This window comes from Candidatus Marinimicrobia bacterium CG08_land_8_20_14_0_20_45_22 (assembly GCA_002774355.1).
GTDB lineage: Bacteria > Fidelibacterota > UBA2242 > UBA2242 > UBA2242 > 0-14-0-20-45-22.
Genome location: PEYN01000084.1, coordinates 1 through 22,178, shown reverse-complemented (window position 1 = coordinate 22,178; position 22,178 = coordinate 1). Strand labels below are relative to the sequence as shown.

Here is a 22,178-nt window from a genome sequence, read left to right as displayed (position 1 = left end):
GAAATTAGGGATTGATAAAGAACTCGACGGAGAAATCATGATCGCCGCACTTTCCGATGAAGAAGCGACCGATCCGGATGGCACCGATTACGGGATCGGCTATTTGTTAGATGAAAAACTGATTAATCCGACATTCGCTATCGTTCCAGATATAGGCGGGAATATGAAAGAGATCGACGTCGGTGAAAAAGGACGTGCTGTATATAAAATCACGGCGTTCGGCAAACAGGCGCACGGTTCGACGCCGGAACGCGGGATCAATGCCGTTTTCATGATGGCAAAAATGGTTTGCGAAATTGAAAAATTAAAATTCGATTATCATGTTCATCCGGTTCTAGGTCATCCATCGCTGAATCTGGGTGAAATACACGGCGGCGCCGCTCCGAATATCGTTCCCGGAACTTGCATAATTTACATCGACATTCGGACAGTGCCGGGAATGACAAAAGAGTCTGTCGTTCGGAAGATTCAAAATTGTGCCGATGCTGTTCCGAACGGGAAATTTACGATCGAAACTCAAGCGTGGAGCGAGCCGCATGCAATTGATCCGGACAATGTGCTGGTTCATTTGATACAGCAAAATGCGTTGGGTGTGCTTGGTTTCGAGCCAAAAGCGTTTGGAATGGGCGGTGGAACGTTTGCTAAAGAGCTCAATCTAAGTGGCGTAACAGCAGTTGGTTGGGGGCCGGGAGACGACGAAGCATTTCACATTAGTAACGAATATATTAGCATCGACCAATTGATTGATTTTACATTGATGATTTGTTTGGTTGCCGTTGATTTACTCGATTAAAATAGTTAAGAAACCGCAAATTAACACTAACGAACGCAAAGAAAATGTAAAATTGATCGATTATTTAACCGGATGATTTTCTATGGTTATAACCGAAAGAGATAGAAAATGGTAAATATAGGCAAGATGAACGAGGTGGTCGCTTCGCGTGTTTCGGACTTCGGAGTTTACCTGAAAAACGGTGAAGATGAAATCCTTTTGCCTAAGAAGTATGTTCCTGAAAACCTGAAGATCGGCGATAAGCTTTCAGTTTTTATTTATCCGGATTCCAAAGAACGGTTGGTCGCTTCGCTGACTCCACCGGCGGCTGTCGTTGGAGGATTTGCTTTTCTAAAAGTCAAAGCGGTAACAAATTTCGGCGCATTCATCGAATGGCATCCAGAAAGAGATTTGCTGGTACCGTTTCGGGAACAAAGCCCCGAAATGAAACTCGGCGAGTCGTATGTTGTTCGGATTTTTTTGGATGAAAAGACGAACCGTCTGGTAGCATCGGGCAATTTCCGCAAATTCCTGGATGCGGATTCTTCCAGATTAAAGGAAGGCGAAGAGGTTGACATTATCCTCTTTAAAAAGACCGATCTCGGCTATAAAGTAGTCATCAACGCAAGGTACGAAGGGCTTCTATACAATAACGAATTATATGAGCGAGTGCAAATCGGCGATCGGAAACGTGCTTATATTAAAACCATCCGTCCGGATGGGAAAATCGACGTGAGCCTTCAACCGGCGAGTTATAAATATCTAAGCGACGTTGAAGAAAAGATCATGGTTCTGCTTAATCAGAGCGACGGATTTTTGCCGTTTTCAGACAACACGATGCCGGAAGAAATTTATGCGAAATTTGGCGTCAGTAAAAAGCAGTTTAAGAAAGCAATCGGCGGTTTATTCAAAGAAGGGAAGATCAAGATTAGCGACAGTTGGATCAGACTCGAGACTTCTATAGATAAAAACCGCTCACCGCGTCTTCAAAAGCCCAAAAAACGTAAAAAATTATAATGGTTTTTTAACACCGGTCAGAAAGCGTTTCAATTATTTTTCGGGCGGTTTCGATATTTTCTTTCTTACCGAGGTCTAAACAAATATCGTCGAAATACTGATATTCTTTAATCTTTTTTTGTGGCGCCAAATATAGGTAATAATCGGTAATAGAAAAAACTTCTTTTGGATAATGACATTTGAATATTTCCGGACTGATGACATGAATTCCACCGAATGCGAGCGGATGAAGTTCTTTATATGAGCGACGCACGATAATCTTTTCACCAGTATGAATGTTTTCCCATCCGGACAATATTCCTTCTGAATCGAATAGCAGTTGCCGATTGCTTGGACGTTTCTGAACGGCTATTGTTGCTATGGCGTTGGTTTCTATATGTTGTTGAACTATCGTATGTAGATCAATCGTAGATAAGACATCTACATTATGGAGAAGAAACGGTTCTGTTCCATCCAAAAACTGAGCCGCATGAAAAAGTCCTCCGCCGGTATCCAACAGTTTATTTCTTTCATCGGAAATGGTGATTTCCGCGCCAAAATCATTGTTTTTTAAAAAATCGATCAACTGATCAGCGAAGTGATGAACATTGATGATAATTGAATGAAAATCATACCTGACTAACCTTTCGATGACGTGCTGGATCATCGGTTTATTTCCAATTGGAATAAGTGCTTTGGGAATCGAATTAGTCAGCGGCTGTAAGCGAGTGCCAAGTCCCGCCGCCAAAATCATCGCTTTCATGAGAATGCCGCCGTTTTATTCATTTTCAAGAACGAGATGTCTGACTTCCACTAGAATCTCGAATTTCGATTTGAGATGTTCGGCAAAGGCATTCGCGCAATAAACCGAGCGATGCTGTCCGCCTGTGCAACCGAAATTAACCATCAGGTCGGTGAATTTTCGAGCGATATAATTTTCAACCGATGGATCGATAACTTGATAGACGTTTTCGAGAAATTCGTCGATATTTGTTTCCGTTTTGAAAAAGTCTATCACCGGCGCATCGTTTCCGGTGAGGTTTTTATATTTTTCGTATCGCCCGGGATTCAGAATAGCACGGCAATCAAAAACAAAACCGCCGCCATTACCCGTACGATCCGCTGGAATGCCTCTTTTGTAGGCGAAACTGTTGACAGTGACTTTTAATCGATTTTTTACTCCGCCAATCGTTTTTAGTTTTGGCGAATCGGTGATGCTTTTCAAAACATTTGTCAGAGTTGGAAGATTGATCGGCAATTGAATGTGGGAGAGAATCCATTCGAGATTAGCTGTCGCATAAGGGATGCTCTTGAGAAAATGTTCTTTCTTCTCATAAAAACCGCGAAACCCATAGGAGCCCATCGCTTGCATGATTCTGATTAAAACATAACCCCAGAAATAGCCAAGAAATTCCTTCTCGTTGAAGTCAATGACCGTGTGGAGATTTTTCATGTACTCGTAAAGAAGTTCCTCTCGGATATGTTGCGGAATATCGGCTTTTGAGTCGTAGAGAAGCGAGGCGAGATCGTACTGTAACGCGCCTTTTCTGCCGCCCTGATAATCGATGAAGTATGGTTTTCCGCTGAACAACATGATGTTTCTGGATTGAAAATCGCGGTAGAGGAAATAATTGCAGTTTGCAGTTAGCAGAAAATCGGAAAATTTCTGGAAATCGTCTTCAAGTTCCTGTTCATCAAACGAAACGCGGGCAAGTTTTAGGAAATAGTACTTGAAATAATTCAAATCCCACATCATCGAACGCTTGTCGAAGCGGGAACGTGGATAACAGAGGGAATAATTTAAATCCCGTCCGGCAATAACCTGGAAGCGCGGCATAATCGCTACGACCTGTTTGTAAATATCAATTAAATTCTTTGGGAAAATGCCATTCTTGTAAACCTGAGTGAGAAAAGAGTAGAGCGTCGTGTCGCCGAGGTCTTGAATCAGATAAATCGAATGATCGAGTTCTTCATCGTAAATCTCCGGCACGTCAAATCCCTGCTTGCGGAAATGTTTTGAGAAGCCGATAAAGGCGATGTTTTCCTTCCGGTCGGGATTTAGAACGCCGAGAGCGGATTTCGTCTCGCTTTTGAGCCTGAAATATTCGCGATAACTCCCGGATTGCGGCAAAGGATCGAAAGAGAGTGCCGGCTCGTTCGACCATCTTTCAAACATTTTAGTTATCAATGCTTTTGTACTGCTCATCATAACCTTTGAATTTTAGAATTCTTTGAATAATTAAACAAGGAATTTGTCGGAACTTCAGATAGAATCGATACCAAACCACACCGCTGGACGTTAACAGGATGATTTTTTCATTAATTCATATTTTTAGTTAAATTCGCACGACGTTAATTTAAATGAAGGATAGTAGAAAATGAATCCGATAGTCATTGATTTGCGAAGCGACACTTTGACCAAGCCGACGCCCGGCATGCGAATGGCGATGTTCCGAGCCGAAGTTGGCGATGACGTTTACAACGAAGACCCAACGGTAAACGAACTCCAGGAGCGCGTAGCTTCACTGTTGGGAAAAGAAGATGCTATTTTTGTTTCAAGCGGAACAATGTCCAATCAAATAGCAATCAAAAGTCATACACAACCCGGACAGGAATTGATTTGCGAGTCGGATTGCCATATCTTTAATTATGAAGCAAGTGGAGCGGCTTTTCATTCGCTTGTTCAAATCCGTCCGGTCAAAGGACGATCGGGCGTCATGGATATTGAAGATGTCAAATTAGCAATCCGTCCTGATAATATTCATGCTGGGAAGACCTCGATGATCACGGTTGAAAACACACACAACCGAGCGGGCGGAACGATCTACCCACTCGAGGCGATAAAAAATTTGTCATCTCTCGCAAGATCGAGGGACATTTTGATGCATCTGGATGGTGCAAGGCTGATGAACGCTGTGGTTGCCACTGGAATTCCCGCAAAAAAGTGGGCGGAACATTTTGATTCCGTTAGCATGTGTTTTTCGAAGGGTCTTGGAGCGCCTGTGGGTTCTATTCTTGCCGGATCGGCAGAGTTCATTCAAAAAGCTAGACGCTATCGGAAAATATTTGGCGGTGGAATGCGACAGTCGGGAATTTTAGCCGCGGCTTGCATTTACGCTTTAGACCATCACGTTGATAGACTGGCGGAAGACCATCAAAATGCGAAAGAACTTGCACTCGGGCTCAGCCAGATTCCGGGTATCAAGGTGGATATGGATAGCGTCGAAACCAATATCGTCATGATTTACGTCCGACATCCAAAATTCAACGCAGAGTCGTTTTCCGTAGCGCTGAGGGAATGCGGAATTGGTATGAATCCGATCACTTCGGAAAAACTGCGCGCCGTTACGCATCTGGATATCACGAATCCGCAAATTTATGAAACCATCAAAGTCTTTAAGCAAATATTAAAATAGCGGGTACCGAAGACGTAATTGTGACATCCGACTCGGTGCTGATTAATTTTCTATCTCAGCAAAGCAAAGACAAGCGAAATCTCGTCGGCTTTTAAAATATGAGGATGGATTCAATGAAAGTTTTCATTTCGATAATTCTAATGTGCGGCTCGTTATTCGGTCAACTGATTCTTGAAAAAATCATTCAGCCTGATCCAGTTCTGAAAGGAGTACGGTTTTCAAAAATTGCTGTCTCCAAATTCGGCGACATATATTTAATAGACAGTAAATTCCATGAAATCTATAATGTCAATAATGACGGACTTATTTTAAGGAAAAATGGCGGATTTGGCTGGAACGAAGGCCAATTCGATACACCTACCGATATCTGTGTTTCTTCGGGATTAGAATTGCTTGTAGCGGATTTGAATAATCATCGGATCACATTGTACGATCGCAATTTGAATTATGTGACAGTATTTCCAAAAAATGGCGACGATCGTATAATTCCTTTCCCATTAAGCGTCGCCGTATCTGAGATTGGCGAAATGTTTGTTTTGGAAAATGAAAACCGTGACGTATTGAAATTCAATATCTTAAATAATCAGGTAACAACGTTCGCAGGCTTTGAATACGGGAAATATTCGTTGATGGAACCTGTTCAAATTCGGATAAGTTCGTCTGGAAATTTGTACGTTCTGGAAAAATCAGGAAAGGTCTTAATCTTCGACAGATTCGGAACGTTTCTGACCGAAGTAAAATCGCCAGAAAATGGAATTGCAATTGGAATGACGTTGATTAATGAAAACATCCTAATCTTTTTCGATGACAAACCCGGAGCGATTTTATATTCAAAACAGATCGACGAATGGTATGAACCCGCTCAAGTCGGCGGTAATTCGAATAAGAAGTGGATCGCAGGCGCTTTAAACGATTCAAAAATATACTTGCTTACTCAGACAGGATCGATTCTCGTTTGCGACATAAACGAATTGAAATAACAGCGATAAAAAATTGGAATGGTTGTAGTTTTTAAAAAGAAGAACCTATTAGATTTCGTTCAGTTGCGGTTCATTTTTTCCTTACTGTTTGCAATGCCGGCTTTCGTAAAATCTCAGACTCCTGCAACGGATCAAATTTACATTTCAGCCTCTAATACGATGATTCAATTGAGTCACAGATTCATCATTCCGTCATCAATTCATGTTAACACAGAAAATGCTTTGACAGATTCTATTATTGTCGGTAACCTAAACGCGAAAAACGGAACGCTTCGAATCGGTACAAAACTTCCCGATTCTACGATTGTACGGATTTCATATAAATATCTCGACGCTCATTTTCCTTATCAAGGCATCCTTAACTTGCCGCCGCGTTTATATATTCCAACATCTCAGCAAAAAGTGGACATCCAACCTCTCCAGCAGGAATCGCGATTGAAGACCTCAACGGAATATGACTTTCTAAAATCAGGGACGATCTATCGCGGCGTTACATTACGAAGCGAAAGCGGGCTTTCACTTCAATCTGGATTGAATCTTGAACTACAGGGAAACCTGAGCGACGATATTTCCGTTATTGGGACGTTGACAGACAGAAATCTTCCGATTCAGCCCGAAGGCAACACACAGGCTTTAGATGAAATTGATAAAGTCTTTATTACTGTCAATATGCCCAAAGAGAAAGTGACTTTCGGCGATTATGAATTGTCACTAACGAACGGTCAATTTGGGAGTTACAGCCGGAAACTTCAAGGAATGATTGCCGAAAGTAAGCGCGGAATTCTTCAGACTAAAATTGCCGGAGCAGTTAGCAAAGGTGAATATTATTCCAATTATTTTCTCGGACAGGAAGGGAATCAAGGACCTTACCCATTGACCGGGAAAAATGGCGAGACGGCGATTATCATTTTGGCTGGAACTGAGAAAGTCTGGATAGATGGCAAAGCGATGAGTCGCGGGGAAAACTCCGATTACGTCATCGATTATTCCACTGCAGAAATCATGTTTACGGCAAGGCAACTAATCACATCAGATTCGAGGATTACCGTTGATTTTCAATATTCTGATCTAATTTACCAAAATAACATCTGGCTCGCACAAACGTCAGTCTCAGGATTTTCAAATCGGTTGCATCTGTCGGCTGAAATGATCAATGAATCGGCAGACAAAGATAATCCAATCGACATGACTCTGAGCGAAGCGGAGAAGAAAACGCTCCGTGAAGCCGGAGATTTAGAGTCAATAGCATTTCGTTCAACGATTGTTACTGATAGTTCTGGTTCATATATACTTTCCGATTCTATTTTGATATTTGTCGGAAGCGGAAATGGAACGCACACGGCGGCATTTTATCTAATCGGCAAATCCGGTCAATATCGAAAGCGTTACACCGCCGATTTAATCTATTATGAATGGGTGAATAAATCGGATCCAAACTTATCCGAGTCCGTGAAAGAAGAAGCGGTTTATTCTCCGGTTAAACCACTTAAAATGCCGGAAAAACAAAGGCTTTTTCATCTATCCAGCGATTGGCAACCTTCGAAGTTTTTCAATCTGAAAACGGAATTTGCCAGATCGTCTCTTGATAAGAATACGTTTTCAAGATATGATGATAATGATAACTTCGGAAATGCAATGAGTGTTTCGGCGAATCTGTTGTTGCCAACGGAAAAATTCGGAAAGATTGATTTGACCGGAAAACTTCTCAATCAGGAGAAACGGTTTAACCCAATTGATCGAAATCAGGAGGTCGAATATTTCCGAAAATGGAATCTGCCTTCCGATTCAACCTCAGGTCAGCAAATGGTTGAAGGAAAGATGACTTGGCAGGTAAAGGACAGGTTTACGGTCGGGTTCGACGGTGGACAATTGACTCTCGATTCTTTGAAATCGGCTCGATACAAAGCTAATGGTTCGATTCGGTACGGAATTCTGGAAAACGGCTCAATCTCGCACGAAGAAATTCGATCATCGACACATCACATTTTCGCTACGGATTGGATTCGTCAACGTGCGAGTGTTCAATTCAAAATCCGTGGATTTCGGCCGTATGCTGAGTATTATTCAGAAAATTTGGTAAATGATTCATCAGAAAATGTGTCATTTCGGTTTGAGACAAAATCAATTGGTCTGATTTCACCAGAGGCAAAAAAACTTCGATGGAAAATTGAGAGATTCACGCGAACGGATGATAAACGAGATAGCGGATGGGTTAAAAATTCTGAAGCCGAAAACTTGATCTTTAGCGGCGAATTGCTGGATTGGAAGACGCTTTCTGCCAAATGGGACATCACTCATCGGAATAAGAAATATTACCGTGATAATTCAATACCGAATGCTGATTTCTATCTTCTTTCGGCAATGGTCCAACAAAATCCGCGAAATTTTCCAGTGCGTTGGGAAACGAATATGAAGATCGAAGAAGAGCGTACGGTTAAAAAAGAACGGCGATATTATTACGTCGGAGTAGGGAAAGGGGATTATCTCTATGATTCGACATTTGCTGATTACGTTCCACATGCGCAGGGCGATTACATTCTACGCATTTTGCCGACGGACATCAAAGAGCCGGTGACCAGCATTCAAAATGGTGTTCGGCTCCAGTTTTTCGGCAATGTGCTTCGGAACCGATTTGCAAACATGGTTTTTACAAGAATGACCGCAGTGACGGATTTTCGGCTCGATCAACAAATTCGAAAAGAACAAGGATCGCTCGGTTTGTGGACATTTCGGACCGCGCCCGTTGATACAAATTGGGCGTACTTTAACCGTTCGATCCAACAGGATATTTCGTATCGGCTAAAAAAAATACACGGCGATTTTCGATTTCGGGTACAACAGACAGACCAGATCAGCCAACTCGATGTGCGTGGAAAGGAAAATACACAGAACAGCGAAACATCATTGCGATATAAAGGACAATTTCTGAAAAATACAACTATTGACGCGACATTATCAGAAAAACAGTTGATCAGAAAATCGGAAATTAGTTCCACACGTGAAAGAAACATTCAGACGCTCGCATTTCAGAGTAAAATTTCAAGGTTGTGGAGCCGCATTCACTTGATCGACGGCGATTTGACGTTTAACCGAGATCGTGGAACCAGCGGTGATCCCGTTGTTGCTCTTTTGACGCAAACGAAATTCGGTTATGAGAGAAAAGTGGCGGGAAAAGGACGATGGCGAGTTTTCTCCGAAATCGATCAAATGAAAGTCACGCCAAAAGATACGGCGATTCCTTGGGAAATGGGCAGTGGCAGACGTGAAGGTTGGACAATTGGCTGGGGTGCGACATTCGAGTATCAGATCGGGAAAAATGTCAGCCTGCGAGCGGTTTATGAAGGATGGAACGAACCCGACCGAGATGTCTATCATGTGGGTAGTGGCGAAATCCGGGCGATGTTTTAATGATGAAATTCAATCTGACTAAGCACTTTCTTGGAATCACTCTGACTGGTAAATTCGGTTTGTTTTTGATGATGTTCTTAGTGATTTATAAGAACTGGCTTCTCCCTGAAACTCCACAAGATTCGACATTTTTCGGCGAAATCCGAATCGAATCGGAGCGAGTGATGATGGATAAACAACTCGACCAAATCCGAAACGAATTTTATAATGTCAAAGTCGATACTGAGGGATTTAACCGACTGACAGACGCAATCTTATCTATTCCCATTTCAGAAGGATTTTATTTTTCATTTTTTGAAATGACAGATGCGACACCTTTGGAAAAGATGGGTAAAATCTATCTGAATCCACTTTTTCGGATCAATTGGGGAGAGCAAGTCAGGATCGATACTTTTTATTTTGAAGGCAACGAAAAAACGAGTAGCCGGCTACTAAATCGGGAAATCCAACGATTTAGAAAAATGGTCTGGAGCGAATCGCTGAACCGGACAATTCGCAATTCATTCCGAAAATATCCATTTCTGGAAATTACTGCTCAGCCGGAAATCGTCCGCATAAAAGAAGGCGGTTACGGATTGGTCATCGGAATACATGAAAAACCTGATAATCGTTTTGCGGGCGTCATTGGCTATGTTCCGGGAAAAAATGATCAGAAAGGATATTTCACCGGACAGTTTGATTTGAAGGTCCAAAACCTGTCCGGAACAGGTAGGCGTATTTCGATTTATTGGTCTAAGATCAACCAATATTCACAGGAACTTTATGTGGCTTATGCGGAACCATGGATATGGAAAACTTCGCTATTTGGCGAAGGCGAATTCCAGCAGATTTTACGCGACACGGTTTTAGTTACGCGGCAAATTGAGATTGGCATTGGTAAGTATTTAACGAATGGCGATCTTCAGGCGAAATTCAGCCGGAAATCGACATTGCCAACACCCAGCGGACGAACAATACTCGGACTAACTTCTGCGAAAACGATGTCACTTGGACTTCAATTCACAACAGACCAAAGAGACAAACCACTGAATCCAACACGCGGATTTCAATTGAAAATAGAAGGTTTAATCGGTGACAGGGAACTTCAAGAAACACGCCGTCGAGTACAGTATCAGTCTGAAATCACGGCTGAATGTATTTTCCCGTTTTACAGGTTATTAGTCAGTACGATTGGTGGACAATACGCTGGGAATTGGATTTCTTCAGGGCAATTGACTTACGCCGATCAATTCTGGTTTGGTGGGGCAAAGAGTTTGAGAGGTTATTCAGATGATTTCTTTCATGGTACGGAAATCGGTTGGCTTTCATTTGAAATTCGCTGGCTGATTGGTAATTTAAGCCGTGTTTATATTTTTTATGATCAGGGATATTACAAGATGGCGCAGAAAACGACTTTTAAGGAAGGTTATCCGAGTTCGTTTGGAGCTGGGTTAAGACTGGAATCACGGATGGGCGTTATCGGAATTGATTACGGATTTGGTGAAAAAGACACATTTTCAACCGCAAAAGTACATGTTTTTTTGGAGAATCAATTTTGAAAAAAACTACTAAGAAAATTTCAGCAAGCGATACGGAAAGAAGATGGGAAGCGGAAATCATTACTCATCTTGCGAAAAACGAAGACGCTACTTTTAGACCGAAGAAGTTGGCAAAAAGTCTTCGTGTATCATCTGCCAATTATCTGAACTTCAAGCGATTGATTCGGAGATTGACGGCTGAAGGAAAAATAGAAAAAGGAAGGCGACAATCCATCTCAAAACTGGATCGATCCAGACAAACCGAAGGTATTATCTCGTTCACCCGCAAAGGATTTGCTTTCGTGAAAACACCGGATGGCAATGAGTTTTTCATTCCTGAGAAACAGACGCTGACTGCTCTTCATCACGACGTCGTTCGTATTGAAAAACATCGAAAACAGTCCGGTCAAAATCCCGAAGGGAAGATTCTGAGCGTTGTTAGCCGGTCAAAAGAACCGGTTTTTGCCGTTTTGTCGAGAACATCCTCAAAATGGTACGCTTTTGCCGAATCGCCGAATCCGCGCATCCGCATTGAAATCATTGGCGAGTATCATAATATTCGAAATGGAATGCTGGTAGAATTGGCTTCATTTTCATGGGAAAAACCACGAATAATTCCTCATGCGGAAATTAAACAAGTTCTCGGAATGCCTGACAATCCGAAGGACGATTTGACCATTTTAAAAAAAATATTTCGTTTGCCACTCGATTTTCCTCGGAAAGTTCTACTGGAAACAGACGCGATTCGTCTACCCGATATGGACAAAGAACTTACAGTTCGCAAAGATTTTCGCGACGACGATATTTTCACGATCGACCCCATTGAAGCGAAGGATTTTGACGATGCGATTTCACTAACTTCCAACGGTGATGAAAATTGGGAGTTGGGCGTTCACATTGCCGACGTTAGTTATTTTGTTACGGATGGAAGCGCTACCGATCTGGAAGCGCGAAAGCGGGGGACAAGCGTCTATTTCACGGAATCTTTTGTTCCGATGATCCCGATACGACTTTCCGGTTTGATATGTTCTCTCCAACCCGATGAAGATCGCCTGACTTTTTCCGTCGTTATGAAAATTTCACCAACAGGAGAATTGCTTAGGTACGAAATTCTCCCAAGCGTAATTCGCTCCAAACGCCGATTCAATTATGAGGAAGTTCAGACGATTCTGGACAACCAAATCGGCGATTACTCAGAAACCTTGCTCAAGATGCGGGATTTAAGCAAAGTACTTCGGGAAAAACGAAAAACAGCCGGCAGTATTGACTTTCAAATCCCGGAACCGGTGATCACACTAAATGAAAACAGTGAACCAATAACCATCCGACCGAGCGTTCGTCTCGAAAGTCATGAATTGATCGAAGAGTTTATGTTGCTCGCCAACCGATGCGTGGCGGAACATATTGCCGTTCATCGCAAAAAGGAGCGTTTGCCGCTGATCTATCGGATTCACGAACCGCCATCGAAGAAAGACGTTGACGATTTTTTCCTTGGACTGAAGCACTTAGGGCTAAACTTTTCAAAACCGTGTGAATTGACATCTCTTTATCTGCAAAAAATTCTGGAAACAAGTCGTGGAAAATCGTACCATAACTATGTCGAGCAGTTTGCACTGAGATCGATGACAAAGGCGATATATTCACAACAGCCGCTGGGACATTTCGGGTTGGCTTTTCAATATTACACGCATTTCACTTCGCCGATTCGGCGTTATCCGGATTTGATCGTCCATCGATTGCTGAAAGTCTACTCTTCTGAATATTCTAAAATGGATGTTGCACGTTATCGTCGCCAAATTCCACACATCGCGAAGCAAGCGAGCGAAGCGGAAATTCATGCTATGGAAGCCGAGCGCGAATATCGAAAAGTGAAACAAATCCGATTCATTTCTAAAAAGATTGGCAAGTGGTACAAAGGCGTTATCACCGGCGTGTTCGACTACGGTTTCTTTGTAGAAATCAGTGAATTTTTAATTGAGGGACTTGTTCATGTCCGAACGCTTGAAGACGATTTCTATATCTTCGATGAAGAGAGACGACAACTGCGTGGGAGAAAAAGCAGAAGAATCTTTTGCATGGGCGATGAAGTGTCTGTCAAAGTCGCAAGCGTATCACTCGCAGATAAGTTGATCGACTTTGAATGGGGCGAGTGAATCCAAAGAAAGAGTTAGGGCGGGAAGTTTATTCGGGCTAAATTTTAGTAACACAAGAACATTCGTTGATTTGAAATGATTTTTATTGGAGTTTTGGGATGTTCCGAAAAATATCTGGATGTATAATTGTCCTGACGTGTCTGACGATGTCAATGTGCGGCTATCGGCAGAAAGGGATTGGCGCCAGCGATACGATCTACGTTTTTTCCGACGAAGAGACCCGTCAAATCGTTGGTTCAGCCATCGACACGACTTTTTCGTTCGGATACAGGTCACCGGAATTTATCAAATTCTTCAAGACCGTTTGGAAACCTTTAGATTCTTTTCCCGAAGTGACGCGATTTAAAAATCTTATCGTCATCGCAGATTTGAATAAAACAGGCCTTGGGATGAAAATAGCCAAAGGGATTTTGCCGCCAGAAAAATATCATTTGGCGGAACAGGACAGCATTTTCATTTATGCAATTGATGATGTTTGGGTCGATGGACAGATGGTTGTCGTTATCGCCGGAAAAGATTTGAAGCGAATGAATCAAAATATTTTGGAGCAAAAAGGCTGGCTATACGAAAAGTTCAATCAGAAATTTGAACAAACTGAAAAGGCAGATATTTACTCAAAAGGCGAACAGAAGAAAATGTCCCGCACGCTTTGTGAAAAATATCAATGGACATTGAGAATTCAGCATGATTACGTCATCATTCGGGAATCGAATCTCAGAAAATTCGTCTGGATCGGAAGAGGCTATCCGTATCGCTGGCTTTCTGTATCATGGGAAAACGGGATCAAAACGGAGTGGCTGACCGCCAATGGATTGTTCGAAAAAAGACAGCAGATTGGGAAATATTATCAGGATACAGAAACAGACAAACGGTTTCTCGGAACCTATTTTACGCAGTTCGGTGAATGGAATGCATTGAGAATGTCCGGCTTGTGGTATCGTACGAAGGAAGCGAAAGGCGGTCCGTTCGTTACCTACGCATTTTATGATTCAAAAACCGATAGAACTTTTGTTATCGACATCGTTTTATTTGATCCAGGAGCAAATTCGTCCATTTTGCTCAGACAGGTTGAGATCATAGCAGAGACATTTACAACTAAGATGACCGATACTTATTATGACGACGTTTCAGAATATGGAAAATAACTCGTTGTTTGAAAGTATAAACTGGAAGTAAATTAAAATGGAAGTAATGAGAACCTTGACAAAAATATCAATAATTGTTGGAAGCAGTTCGGATCTCGCTGTTGTTGAAGACGCAAAAACGTACCTGAGTTACTTTGGAATTTCACACGAAATCAAAGTAATATCCGCGCACAGACAACACGATGAATTAATGCAATACATTCGTTCAGCGGAATCGGAAGGAGTACAAATATTTATTGCTTGCGCCGGAATGGCGGCACATCTTCCGGGAGTCGTCTCGGCTGTAACAACGCGCCCGGTTATTGGCGTACCATTAGATGCCTCGTCGCTGAACGGTCTGGACGCTTTACTTTCGATCGTGCAAATGCCCAAAGGAATTCCTGTTGCGACCATGTCAATCGGTTCTGCGGGTGTTATCAATGCGGTTGTCTTTGCGGCACGGATTCTTTCGCTATCTGATTCAATGATTCGAGAAAAATTAGAAACGTTCCAAAAAAACGGGAGCAACCTAAAATAAAATGAGAATTCTTATTACCGGCGCCAATGGAATGCTTGGAGAAAAATGTACAGATATTCTTGCTGAAAAACATAAACTGTTAGCGACCGATCTTGCCGATAAATTAACGTATTCAAACACAATCCCTTACATGCCTCTTGATATTACAAATGGTGAAGATGTCAAACGCGTTATATCCGAATTTCAACCGGAATTAATACTCAACTGCGCGGCATATACCAATGTGGACGGAGCAGAAAAGAATCGGGAACTTGCACACAGAGTTAACGTTGATGGCGTGAAAAATATTTTAATCGCTTTGACGGGAACCGACGCAAAAATTATTCATATTTCTACCGATTATGTCTTTGATGGAACGCGTGGTCCGTATCATGAATCCGATACGCCAAAACCGATTAATTATTATGGCATGACGAAATTATTGTCTGAAGAAGCGATCCGGCATTCGTCGATTCCATGGACGATTATTCGTACCAATGTCCTTTTCGGAGACTCTAATTTTCAAGAAGCAAGTTTTGTCAGTTGGGTTCTGAATAAAATTACAAACAGGGAAACCATTCGTGTCGTGAACGATCAGTTTGGAAATCCAACATGGGCGGACGGATTGGCAATGGCAATCGACAAGGTTATCGATAAACAGATTTTAGGACTGTATCATTATGCCGGCTCGGATTATATCAACCGGTTTGAATTTGCGTTGGAGATTGCATCGATCTATTCACTCGATCCGACATTTATTCGCCCGATTACAACGCGGACTTTAGGACAATTAGCGCCGCGACCTTTTAAAGCAGGATTGATAACAGATTTAATCCGGAAGGAAATAGACGTTAAAATATTTTCAATCAAAGAAGCACTGACGATCATGAAAGGAACCGAATAGTGAAATCGCTGGTCATCGTACCGACTTACAACGAAAAAGAAAACATACAAGCTGTTATCGAAAAACTTCGATCGTTGAGAATTCAATCGGACATTTTGATTATTGACGATAATAGTCCGGATGGAACGGCTCAAATCGTCCGAAATCTTCAACCGAAATTTGAAAATATTTATTTGTTAGAAAGACCGGGAAAATTAGGGCTTGGAACCGCATACGCCATGGGCTTTCAGTGGGCTCTGGAACGCGATTATGAATACATTATAGAAATGGACGCCGATCTGTCTCATAATCCGGATGACGTTCCGAGATTGATTGAAAAATGCGAGTCCGGTTACGATCTTGTCGTCGGCTCGCGGTATTGTAATGGCGTCAACGTTATTAATTGGCCGATTAAACGCCTTTTACTGAGTTATGGCGCTAATTATTACACGCGGTTTGTGACGAGAATGCCGCTGAAAGACGCCACCGCTGGATTTAAATGCTTTCGCAGAAAAGTGCTAGAAAATATCGATCTAAACCGAATCAAATCATCCGGCTATTCCTTTCAAATCGAAATGGATTTTCGCGCCTGGGATAAAGGATTTAATGTAACGGAAATCCCCATCGTTTTTGTTGAACGATCGGAAGGCAAATCGAAAATGTCCCGTAATATCGTTTGGGAAGCCATATTCATGGTTTGGAAATTGAAATTTCTTAGTTTAACACGGATGTTGCGCTGATGACCATTTCCATTATCATCGTCAGTTACAATGTAAAAGAATTCCTTTATCAGTGCATTGTTTCGCTGATCAAATCTTTGGAAGGTATTTCCGGCGAAATTATTGTTGTTGATAACAATTCTGCCGATGGTAGCGACGAAATGGTGCGGTTTAAATTTCCAGATTTCAAGTTGATTGCCAATAAAGAGAATCGGGGTTTTGCCGCCGCCTGCAACCAAGGCATAAAAATCGCCAATGGACAGTATATTTTACTTCTAAATCCTGATACTCTCATTCAAGAAGATACAATTAGCACAATGATCGACTTTTTTAGGAGTCGTGACGACGTTGGCGCCGCCGGATGCAAGATTCTCAACACTGACGGTTCGTTACAACAAGCATGTCGCCGAAGTTTTCCGACTCCGATGACGGCACTTCCTAAGATCATTGGCTTAAGTTGGTTATTTCCCAAAGTCAAGTGGTTTGGGAGATATAATCTAACTTACCTTGATCCCGACCAACTTGCAGAAGTAGATGCGATCAGCGGATCGTTTTTAATGTTCAGGCGTGCAGTTTTGGAAAAGATCGGCGGTCTGGATGAAACTTATTTCATGTACGGCGAGGATCTGGATTTTTGCTATCGGATCAAACAGTCTGGATGGAAGATTTTTTATGTGCCTTATACCAAGATTATTCACTATAAAGGAGAAAGCACTAAGTTAGCAACCTTTGATAATTTTATCACATTTTACAGGGCGATGGACATCTTCGTAAAGAAAAACTTCCGGAAAAGTTATTCAATATTTCTGGGAATTCCATTGCGCATTGGTATTTATCTCCGAGGCGTCATTTCAATCATCGGACGTCTTATTCACAAGCAGATTGTGATGTTGTTTGACGGTTTTCTATTGTGTGTGTCGATTTTGATCGCTCACCAATTGCAACCGCGTCCTCTTCCGGATTATTCCACATTGATTTCCATGCTGGTTTTTTACTTGCTGTTGTGGCTGGGAACCGGATACGTCATCGGATTATACGATCGTCGCGAATTGTCATATTCTCGAGCCATTGTCGCCTCCGTGACGAGTTTTGCGGCGTCGATCATTTTCAATTCGGCTTTTAAACAGTTAGTCTATTCGCCACGAATGATTGTTTGGAGTTTCATTATTGTAATGCTTCTACTTCCGGGATGGCGATTGATGATGATCATTTTTCAGCGAAGAAATATCATTCGACCGGCGTCTTCGCTATCCAAGGCATTACTGTCGCGACGTACGATCATCGCCGGCTGTGGTGAAGAAGGGAAGCGTATTGCCAAGAAACTGCAGACGCATATTGAGCACGGATTCGAGATTCTTGGTTTTGTCGATAAAAAGTTCGTTCACGAAAAAATCGCCGGTTTTTCGTTTCTCGGAACGATGGATGATCTTAAGGAAATCCTCCGAATTCAGAAAGCCAACGAAATTATTTTCACGACCGATCGCTTCAGCAACGACGACATTCTTAATGTAATTGACGACGTCAAAGGATCGCATGTCAATGTTAAAATCGTTCCGAAAAACCTCGATTTTATTCTTGGAAAATCCAGCGTTGAGAAAATCGAAGACATCCCGTTGATCGAACTGGATTATAATTTGTATTCGTTTGGAAATCGTCTTGAGAAACGGTTATTTGATATTCTTTTTTCAACTATAGGCGCGCTCCTGCTAACGCCTTTTATTTTTCCTTACGCATGGATTCGCGGGTATCGCTTGCGGAAAGTGGAATTTTTACGGGAAGAACACCGACAATTTATCGCCCGGTTATTCCAAAAAAAGTGGAATAATGGTAGTAGCATTTTTATCGAACGGTTTCCTTTGCTATTTTCCATTCTTTCCGGAGACTTGAGTTTTGTCGGTAACGATCTGTTGACGGCAAATTCCGACAACAGGATGTTTCGTTGTAAGCCGGGGCTGACGGGTTTATCACAACTACAGGGAAATCATCGTCCTGACGAACAAGATAAACAGAGTTACGAACATTACTATCTGCAGAACCACACGCTGTTTTTGGATTTAGAAATCATCTTAAAATCACTGTTAAAAATTTAGGCAAGATTATGTCTGAAATAGTATTGGATTTTGAAAAACCGATCATCGAACTCGAGAAAAAAATCGAGGAAATGTATGAGATGTCTTCACTCGAAAATGTCGATCTGAGCGCTGATATTCAAAAAGCCGAAGAAAAACTGAATAGAACCATCGTTAAAATTCATTCAAATCTAACGCGCTGGCAAAAAGTTCAGTTAGCAAGACATCCGGATAGACCGACGACATTGGATTATCTAAACCGGATTTGCACGGACTTCATCGAAATTCATGGCGATCGCTATTTTTCCGACGATAAGGCAATCGTCGCCGGTTTTGCCACGATTGATGACTTTCAGTGCGTCGTCATCGGCCATCAAAAAGGAAAGAATACCAAGGAAAACCTTTTCCGTAATTTTGGAATGCCGCATCCAGAAGGTTATCGTAAAGCCTTGAGAGCGATGAAATTGGCAGAGAAATTTCATAAGCCGGTCATCACATTTATCGACACGCAGGGTGCATTTCCGGGAATTGGCGCTGAGGAACGCGGGCAGGCGGAAGCCATTGCAAAAAACCTATTTGAGATGTCCAGACTCAAAACTCCGATTATTTGTATCATCATCGGCGAAGGCGCCAGCGGCGGCGCATTGGGAATTGGTGTTGGCGATAAGATTCTTCTTCTGGAAAACACCTGGTTTTCCGTCATTTCGCCGGAAGGTTGTGCTTCTATTTTATACCATGATTCATCAAAAGCGTCTGTTGCCGCAGAAGCCATGAAAGTCACCTCACGTGATTTGGAAAGTTTGGGCATCTCAGACGAAATTCTCCCAGAACCGCTTGGCGGAGCGCATCGGAACCCGGAACAGACGGCTCAGACATTAAAATCTGCAATTTTAAAATATCTTTCCGAATTAATAACAATTCCGACGGATGAACTGATTCGGAAACGAATCGAAAAATACAGCAAAATGGGCACATGGAGCGAATCGAACAACGTTCCGAGCGCAAATAAATCTTCAAATAACAGGAAAATCGAATGAATCACCTAACAGGAACGATATTCGACTGGTTAATTCCGGCCGTGATCGTTTTATTTGGATTTTTTATCGGTGTTCTCGTCGAAAGAATAATTTCTAACAAACTGAGAAAAGTCATTCAGCGCACTAAGTTGAATTCTTACGACATCGTCAATGTTTCGCTGAATAAAATTCCGACGGCTATGGCAGGAATTCTCGGAATTTACGGTGCGTTGGCCTATATGCCGATCAAGCATGAAATCTTTGTCATCATCAATAAAGTGCTGATCGTTTTGATCATTTTAATTGCGACGGTTATGATTTCACGGCTTTCCACCGGTTTCATTCAATTTTACGCGCACAAACATCAATTCCCGTCGGTTTCATTGTTCACCAATATCGCCAAAATAACTGTGATTATTCTCGGTATTTTGATAATTCTTCAATATTCAGGCATTTCAATTTCACCGATTCTGACCGCATTGGGCGTTGGCGGTTTGGCGGTTGCATTGGCTTTACAGGATACACTTTCGAACCTTTTTGCCGGAATGCATATCATAGCATCGCGATTGGTTTCGCCGGGCGACTACGTCAAACTTGAAACCGGCGATGAAGGAATTGTCAAAGACATCAATTGGCGGAATACGACGATTCAATCGCTGGCAAGTAATATGATCATTATGCCAAACGTGAAAATTTCGACTTCGATCATCACTAACTATAATAAACCAGAAAAGGAACTGACCGTCGCATTGCCGCTTTCGGTCGATTTCAAAATAGTCGAAAAATTGGTCATTCAGATTGCGCGGGACATTTTGAAAGAAATCCCCGGCGGCGTTACCGATGCCGGTCCGTCGCTCAGTCTGAATTCGGTTAACGATGGGAATATCAACTTCAATGTTTTCATAAAAGTTAAGGAGTTCACCGCGCAGTTTGCGATCCGAAACGAATTCTACCTCCGCATTCAACAGGCTTTTCAAGAAAACCGAATTCCGGGTCCGATGACCCAAAGCGGCGTCTTATTAAAAAACGCTGGTGGGGAAAGAGAGTGAACGAAAACAATGTTTGAATATCAAAAAAGTGGCCAATACTTTGCGTTGATTGCGGGTGGAATGGAAGAACACGGAGCGGAAGAATTTACCGAACTTGGTGCGCAGAACGTCAAACTTTCGTATCGCGGCATTCAGTTTGAAGCCGATCCACGAACATTATACATTTTAAATTATCAAACGCGGTTGGCGACACGGATTCTTGCGCCGCTTATCTCGTTCAATTGCCATAGTACGGATTATCTGTATAAAGTGGCGAAGTCTGTCGATTGGACGACGCTCTTCCGCGTGGATCAAACCTTTGCGGTCTTCGCGTCGGTCGCCAACAGCCACATCACGCATTCTCAATACGCCGCGCTCAAAGTGAAAGACGCCATCGTCGATTGCTTCCGTGAAAAATTCGGCAGTCGCCCAAACGTCGAACCGGTTACGCCGGATGTCTGGATCAATATTCATATCGAAAATAATCATGCCGTGCTTAGTCTGGATACTTCCGGCGGTTCGCTTCACCGGCGCGGTTATCGAACGGAAACCGGCGTTTCGCCGATGATGGAAACACTTGCCGCCGCCATCATCCGGTTGACCGAGTGGCAGGGTGAAAAACCTTTATACGATCCGATGTGCGGTTCGGGAACTCTGCTCTGCGAGGCGTTGATGTCGTACTGCCGGATTCCGGCGGGTTATCTGCGGAAAAACTTCGGGTTCATGTTTCTGCCGGATTTCGACAAAACCGTCTGGGAAACCGTCAGGGAAGAAGCCTATCACAACTTTCGGCAACTGCCGGAAGGACTCATTGCCGGAAGCGACGTTTCCGGACGAGCGACTAAAATCGCGATCGAAAATGTCAATCATATTTCTTCCGGCAACCGCGTCACAATAAAGATGTTGAATTTTATGAAAATCGACAACCTCGAAAATCGTGTCATCGTCTGTAATCCGCCTTATGGAATCCGCGAGGGAAATCCGGAAGAGATCGCCAAACTCTACACCTATCTCGGCGATTATCTCAAACAAAAATGCAAAGGATCGACGGCATACATCTATGTCGGCGACAAGGAATTGCTGAAGTTCATCGGCCTCAAACCGACGTGGAAAAAGCCGCTGGTCAACGGCGCGCTGGACGGTCGGCTGGCAAAGTATGAGATGTATTGATTGTGCCAACAGTTAATTCATCATTGATATGCAACATTTCCGTAGAGACGCCCGATCCGGGCGTCTCCTATACAAATTACCGCAAATCAGGTAAAAAGACGCCCAATTTGGGCGTCTCTACAATAAAAATAACAACCCATCAAATCCAAACAGAACGGTTTGGGAAACCGACAAAACAATCCATTCCAAACACAGAGGAAATGATTGACATAGTTTATTGTGCAGATTCTGAGATAAATTACCTTGAAGCAAAATAAAATACCCTTGAACTGAAATTATTTACCTTTGAAGAGAAATAATTTATCCTCAAGGAGAAATAATTGGTTGTGTAAATCAAAGTGTGTAAACTCATAAACAAGTTAGACATAATTCTTTAAAATTTCCTCAAAGTAAATTAACAATTGCGCATA

18 protein-coding genes are annotated in these 22,178 nt (G+C 42.4%); 16 read left to right on the top strand and 2 right to left on the bottom strand.

Annotated elements, in window-relative coordinates:
* Window positions 1–793: hypothetical protein (locus tag COT43_05270; GenBank protein PIS28942.1), on the top strand; the 793-nt coding region annotated here is incomplete at its 5' end.
* Between the two features lie 108 nt (window positions 794–901).
* Window positions 902–1,789 (top strand): GntR family transcriptional regulator, encoded by an 888-nt coding sequence (locus COT43_05265; protein PIS28941.1) that lies wholly within the window; start codon window positions 902–904, stop codon window positions 1,787–1,789.
* 7 nt (window positions 1,790–1,796) lie between these two features.
* Here COT43_05265 and COT43_05260 read toward each other — a convergent pair whose 3' ends face one another.
* Complete coding sequence (locus COT43_05260) at window positions 1,797–2,531, bottom strand: hypothetical protein (GenBank protein ID PIS28940.1); 735 nt, start codon at window positions 2,529–2,531, stop codon at window positions 1,797–1,799.
* A 15-nt stretch (window positions 2,532–2,546) separates the two neighbouring features.
* Window positions 2,547–3,974 carry a phosphotransferase enzyme family protein gene (locus tag COT43_05255; GenBank protein PIS28939.1) on the bottom strand — a complete coding sequence of 476 codons (1,428 nt, stop codon included), beginning with the start codon at window positions 3,972–3,974 and terminating at the stop codon, window positions 2,547–2,549.
* Window positions 3,975–4,146: 172 nt separating this feature from the next.
* Here COT43_05255 and COT43_05250 point away from each other — a divergent pair, with 172 nt between their 5' ends.
* The 14 genes from COT43_05250 (at window position 4,147) to COT43_05185 (ending at window position 22,025) form a co-directional block, all read left to right on the top strand.
* Window positions 4,147–5,184, top strand: coding sequence for a low-specificity L-threonine aldolase (locus COT43_05250; GenBank protein PIS28938.1), 1,038 nt, complete (start codon window positions 4,147–4,149; stop codon window positions 5,182–5,184).
* 98 nt (window positions 5,185–5,282) lie between these two features.
* A complete protein-coding gene (locus COT43_05245; protein PIS28937.1) occupies window positions 5,283–6,164 on the top strand; it encodes a hypothetical protein in 882 nt (293 codons plus the stop codon).
* An 18-nt stretch (window positions 6,165–6,182) separates the two neighbouring features.
* Window positions 6,183–9,572 (top strand): hypothetical protein, encoded by a 3,390-nt coding sequence (locus COT43_05240; GenBank protein PIS28936.1) that lies wholly within the window; start codon window positions 6,183–6,185, stop codon window positions 9,570–9,572.
* Window positions 9,572–11,110: a hypothetical protein gene (locus COT43_05235; protein ID PIS28935.1), complete on the top strand. Its 1,539-nt coding sequence runs from the start codon at window positions 9,572–9,574 to the stop codon at window positions 11,108–11,110. The genes COT43_05240 and COT43_05235 overlap by 1 nt, the downstream gene beginning before the upstream one ends.
* The gene (gene rnr, locus COT43_05230) at window positions 11,065–13,242 is read left to right on the top strand and encodes a ribonuclease R (protein PIS28934.1); all 2,178 of its coding nucleotides are present in this window, start codon (window positions 11,065–11,067) and stop codon (window positions 13,240–13,242) included. Before COT43_05235 ends, rnr begins: the two co-directional genes overlap by 46 nt.
* A gap of 98 nt (window positions 13,243–13,340) precedes the next feature.
* The gene (locus COT43_05225; protein PIS28933.1) at window positions 13,341–14,387 is read left to right on the top strand and encodes a hypothetical protein; all 1,047 of its coding nucleotides are present in this window, start codon (window positions 13,341–13,343) and stop codon (window positions 14,385–14,387) included.
* A gap of 46 nt (window positions 14,388–14,433) precedes the next feature.
* Window positions 14,434–14,904, top strand: coding sequence for a 5-(carboxyamino)imidazole ribonucleotide mutase (gene purE, locus COT43_05220; protein PIS28943.1), 471 nt, complete (start codon window positions 14,434–14,436; stop codon window positions 14,902–14,904).
* 1 nt (window position 14,905) lies between these two features.
* A complete protein-coding gene (gene rfbD / locus COT43_05215) occupies window positions 14,906–15,787 on the top strand; it encodes a dTDP-4-dehydrorhamnose reductase (protein PIS28932.1) in 882 nt (293 codons plus the stop codon).
* Window positions 15,787–16,506 carry a dolichyl-phosphate beta-D-mannosyltransferase gene (locus COT43_05210; GenBank protein PIS28931.1) on the top strand — a complete coding sequence of 240 codons (720 nt, stop codon included), beginning with the start codon at window positions 15,787–15,789 and terminating at the stop codon, window positions 16,504–16,506. Before rfbD ends, COT43_05210 begins: the two co-directional genes overlap by 1 nt.
* Window positions 16,506–18,575: a hypothetical protein gene (locus COT43_05205; protein PIS28930.1), complete on the top strand. Its 2,070-nt coding sequence runs from the start codon at window positions 16,506–16,508 to the stop codon at window positions 18,573–18,575. Before COT43_05210 ends, COT43_05205 begins: the two co-directional genes overlap by 1 nt.
* 8 nt (window positions 18,576–18,583) lie before the next feature.
* Window positions 18,584–19,591, top strand: a complete 1,008-nt coding sequence (locus tag COT43_05200; protein ID PIS28929.1) for an acetyl-CoA carboxylase carboxyl transferase subunit alpha — start codon at window positions 18,584–18,586, stop codon at window positions 19,589–19,591.
* Window positions 19,588–20,619 (top strand): mechanosensitive ion channel protein MscS, encoded by a 1,032-nt coding sequence (locus COT43_05195; GenBank protein ID PIS28928.1) that lies wholly within the window; start codon window positions 19,588–19,590, stop codon window positions 20,617–20,619. Before COT43_05200 ends, COT43_05195 begins: the two co-directional genes overlap by 4 nt.
* Window positions 20,620–20,628: 9 nt before the next feature.
* A complete protein-coding gene (locus COT43_05190) occupies window positions 20,629–21,768 on the top strand; it encodes an RNA methyltransferase (protein PIS28927.1) in 1,140 nt (379 codons plus the stop codon).
* On the top strand, window positions 21,765–22,025 hold the full coding sequence (locus COT43_05185) for a hypothetical protein (GenBank protein PIS28926.1): 261 nt from the start codon (window positions 21,765–21,767) through the stop codon (window positions 22,023–22,025). Before COT43_05190 ends, COT43_05185 begins: the two co-directional genes overlap by 4 nt.
* Window positions 22,026–22,178 lie beyond the last annotated feature (153 nt).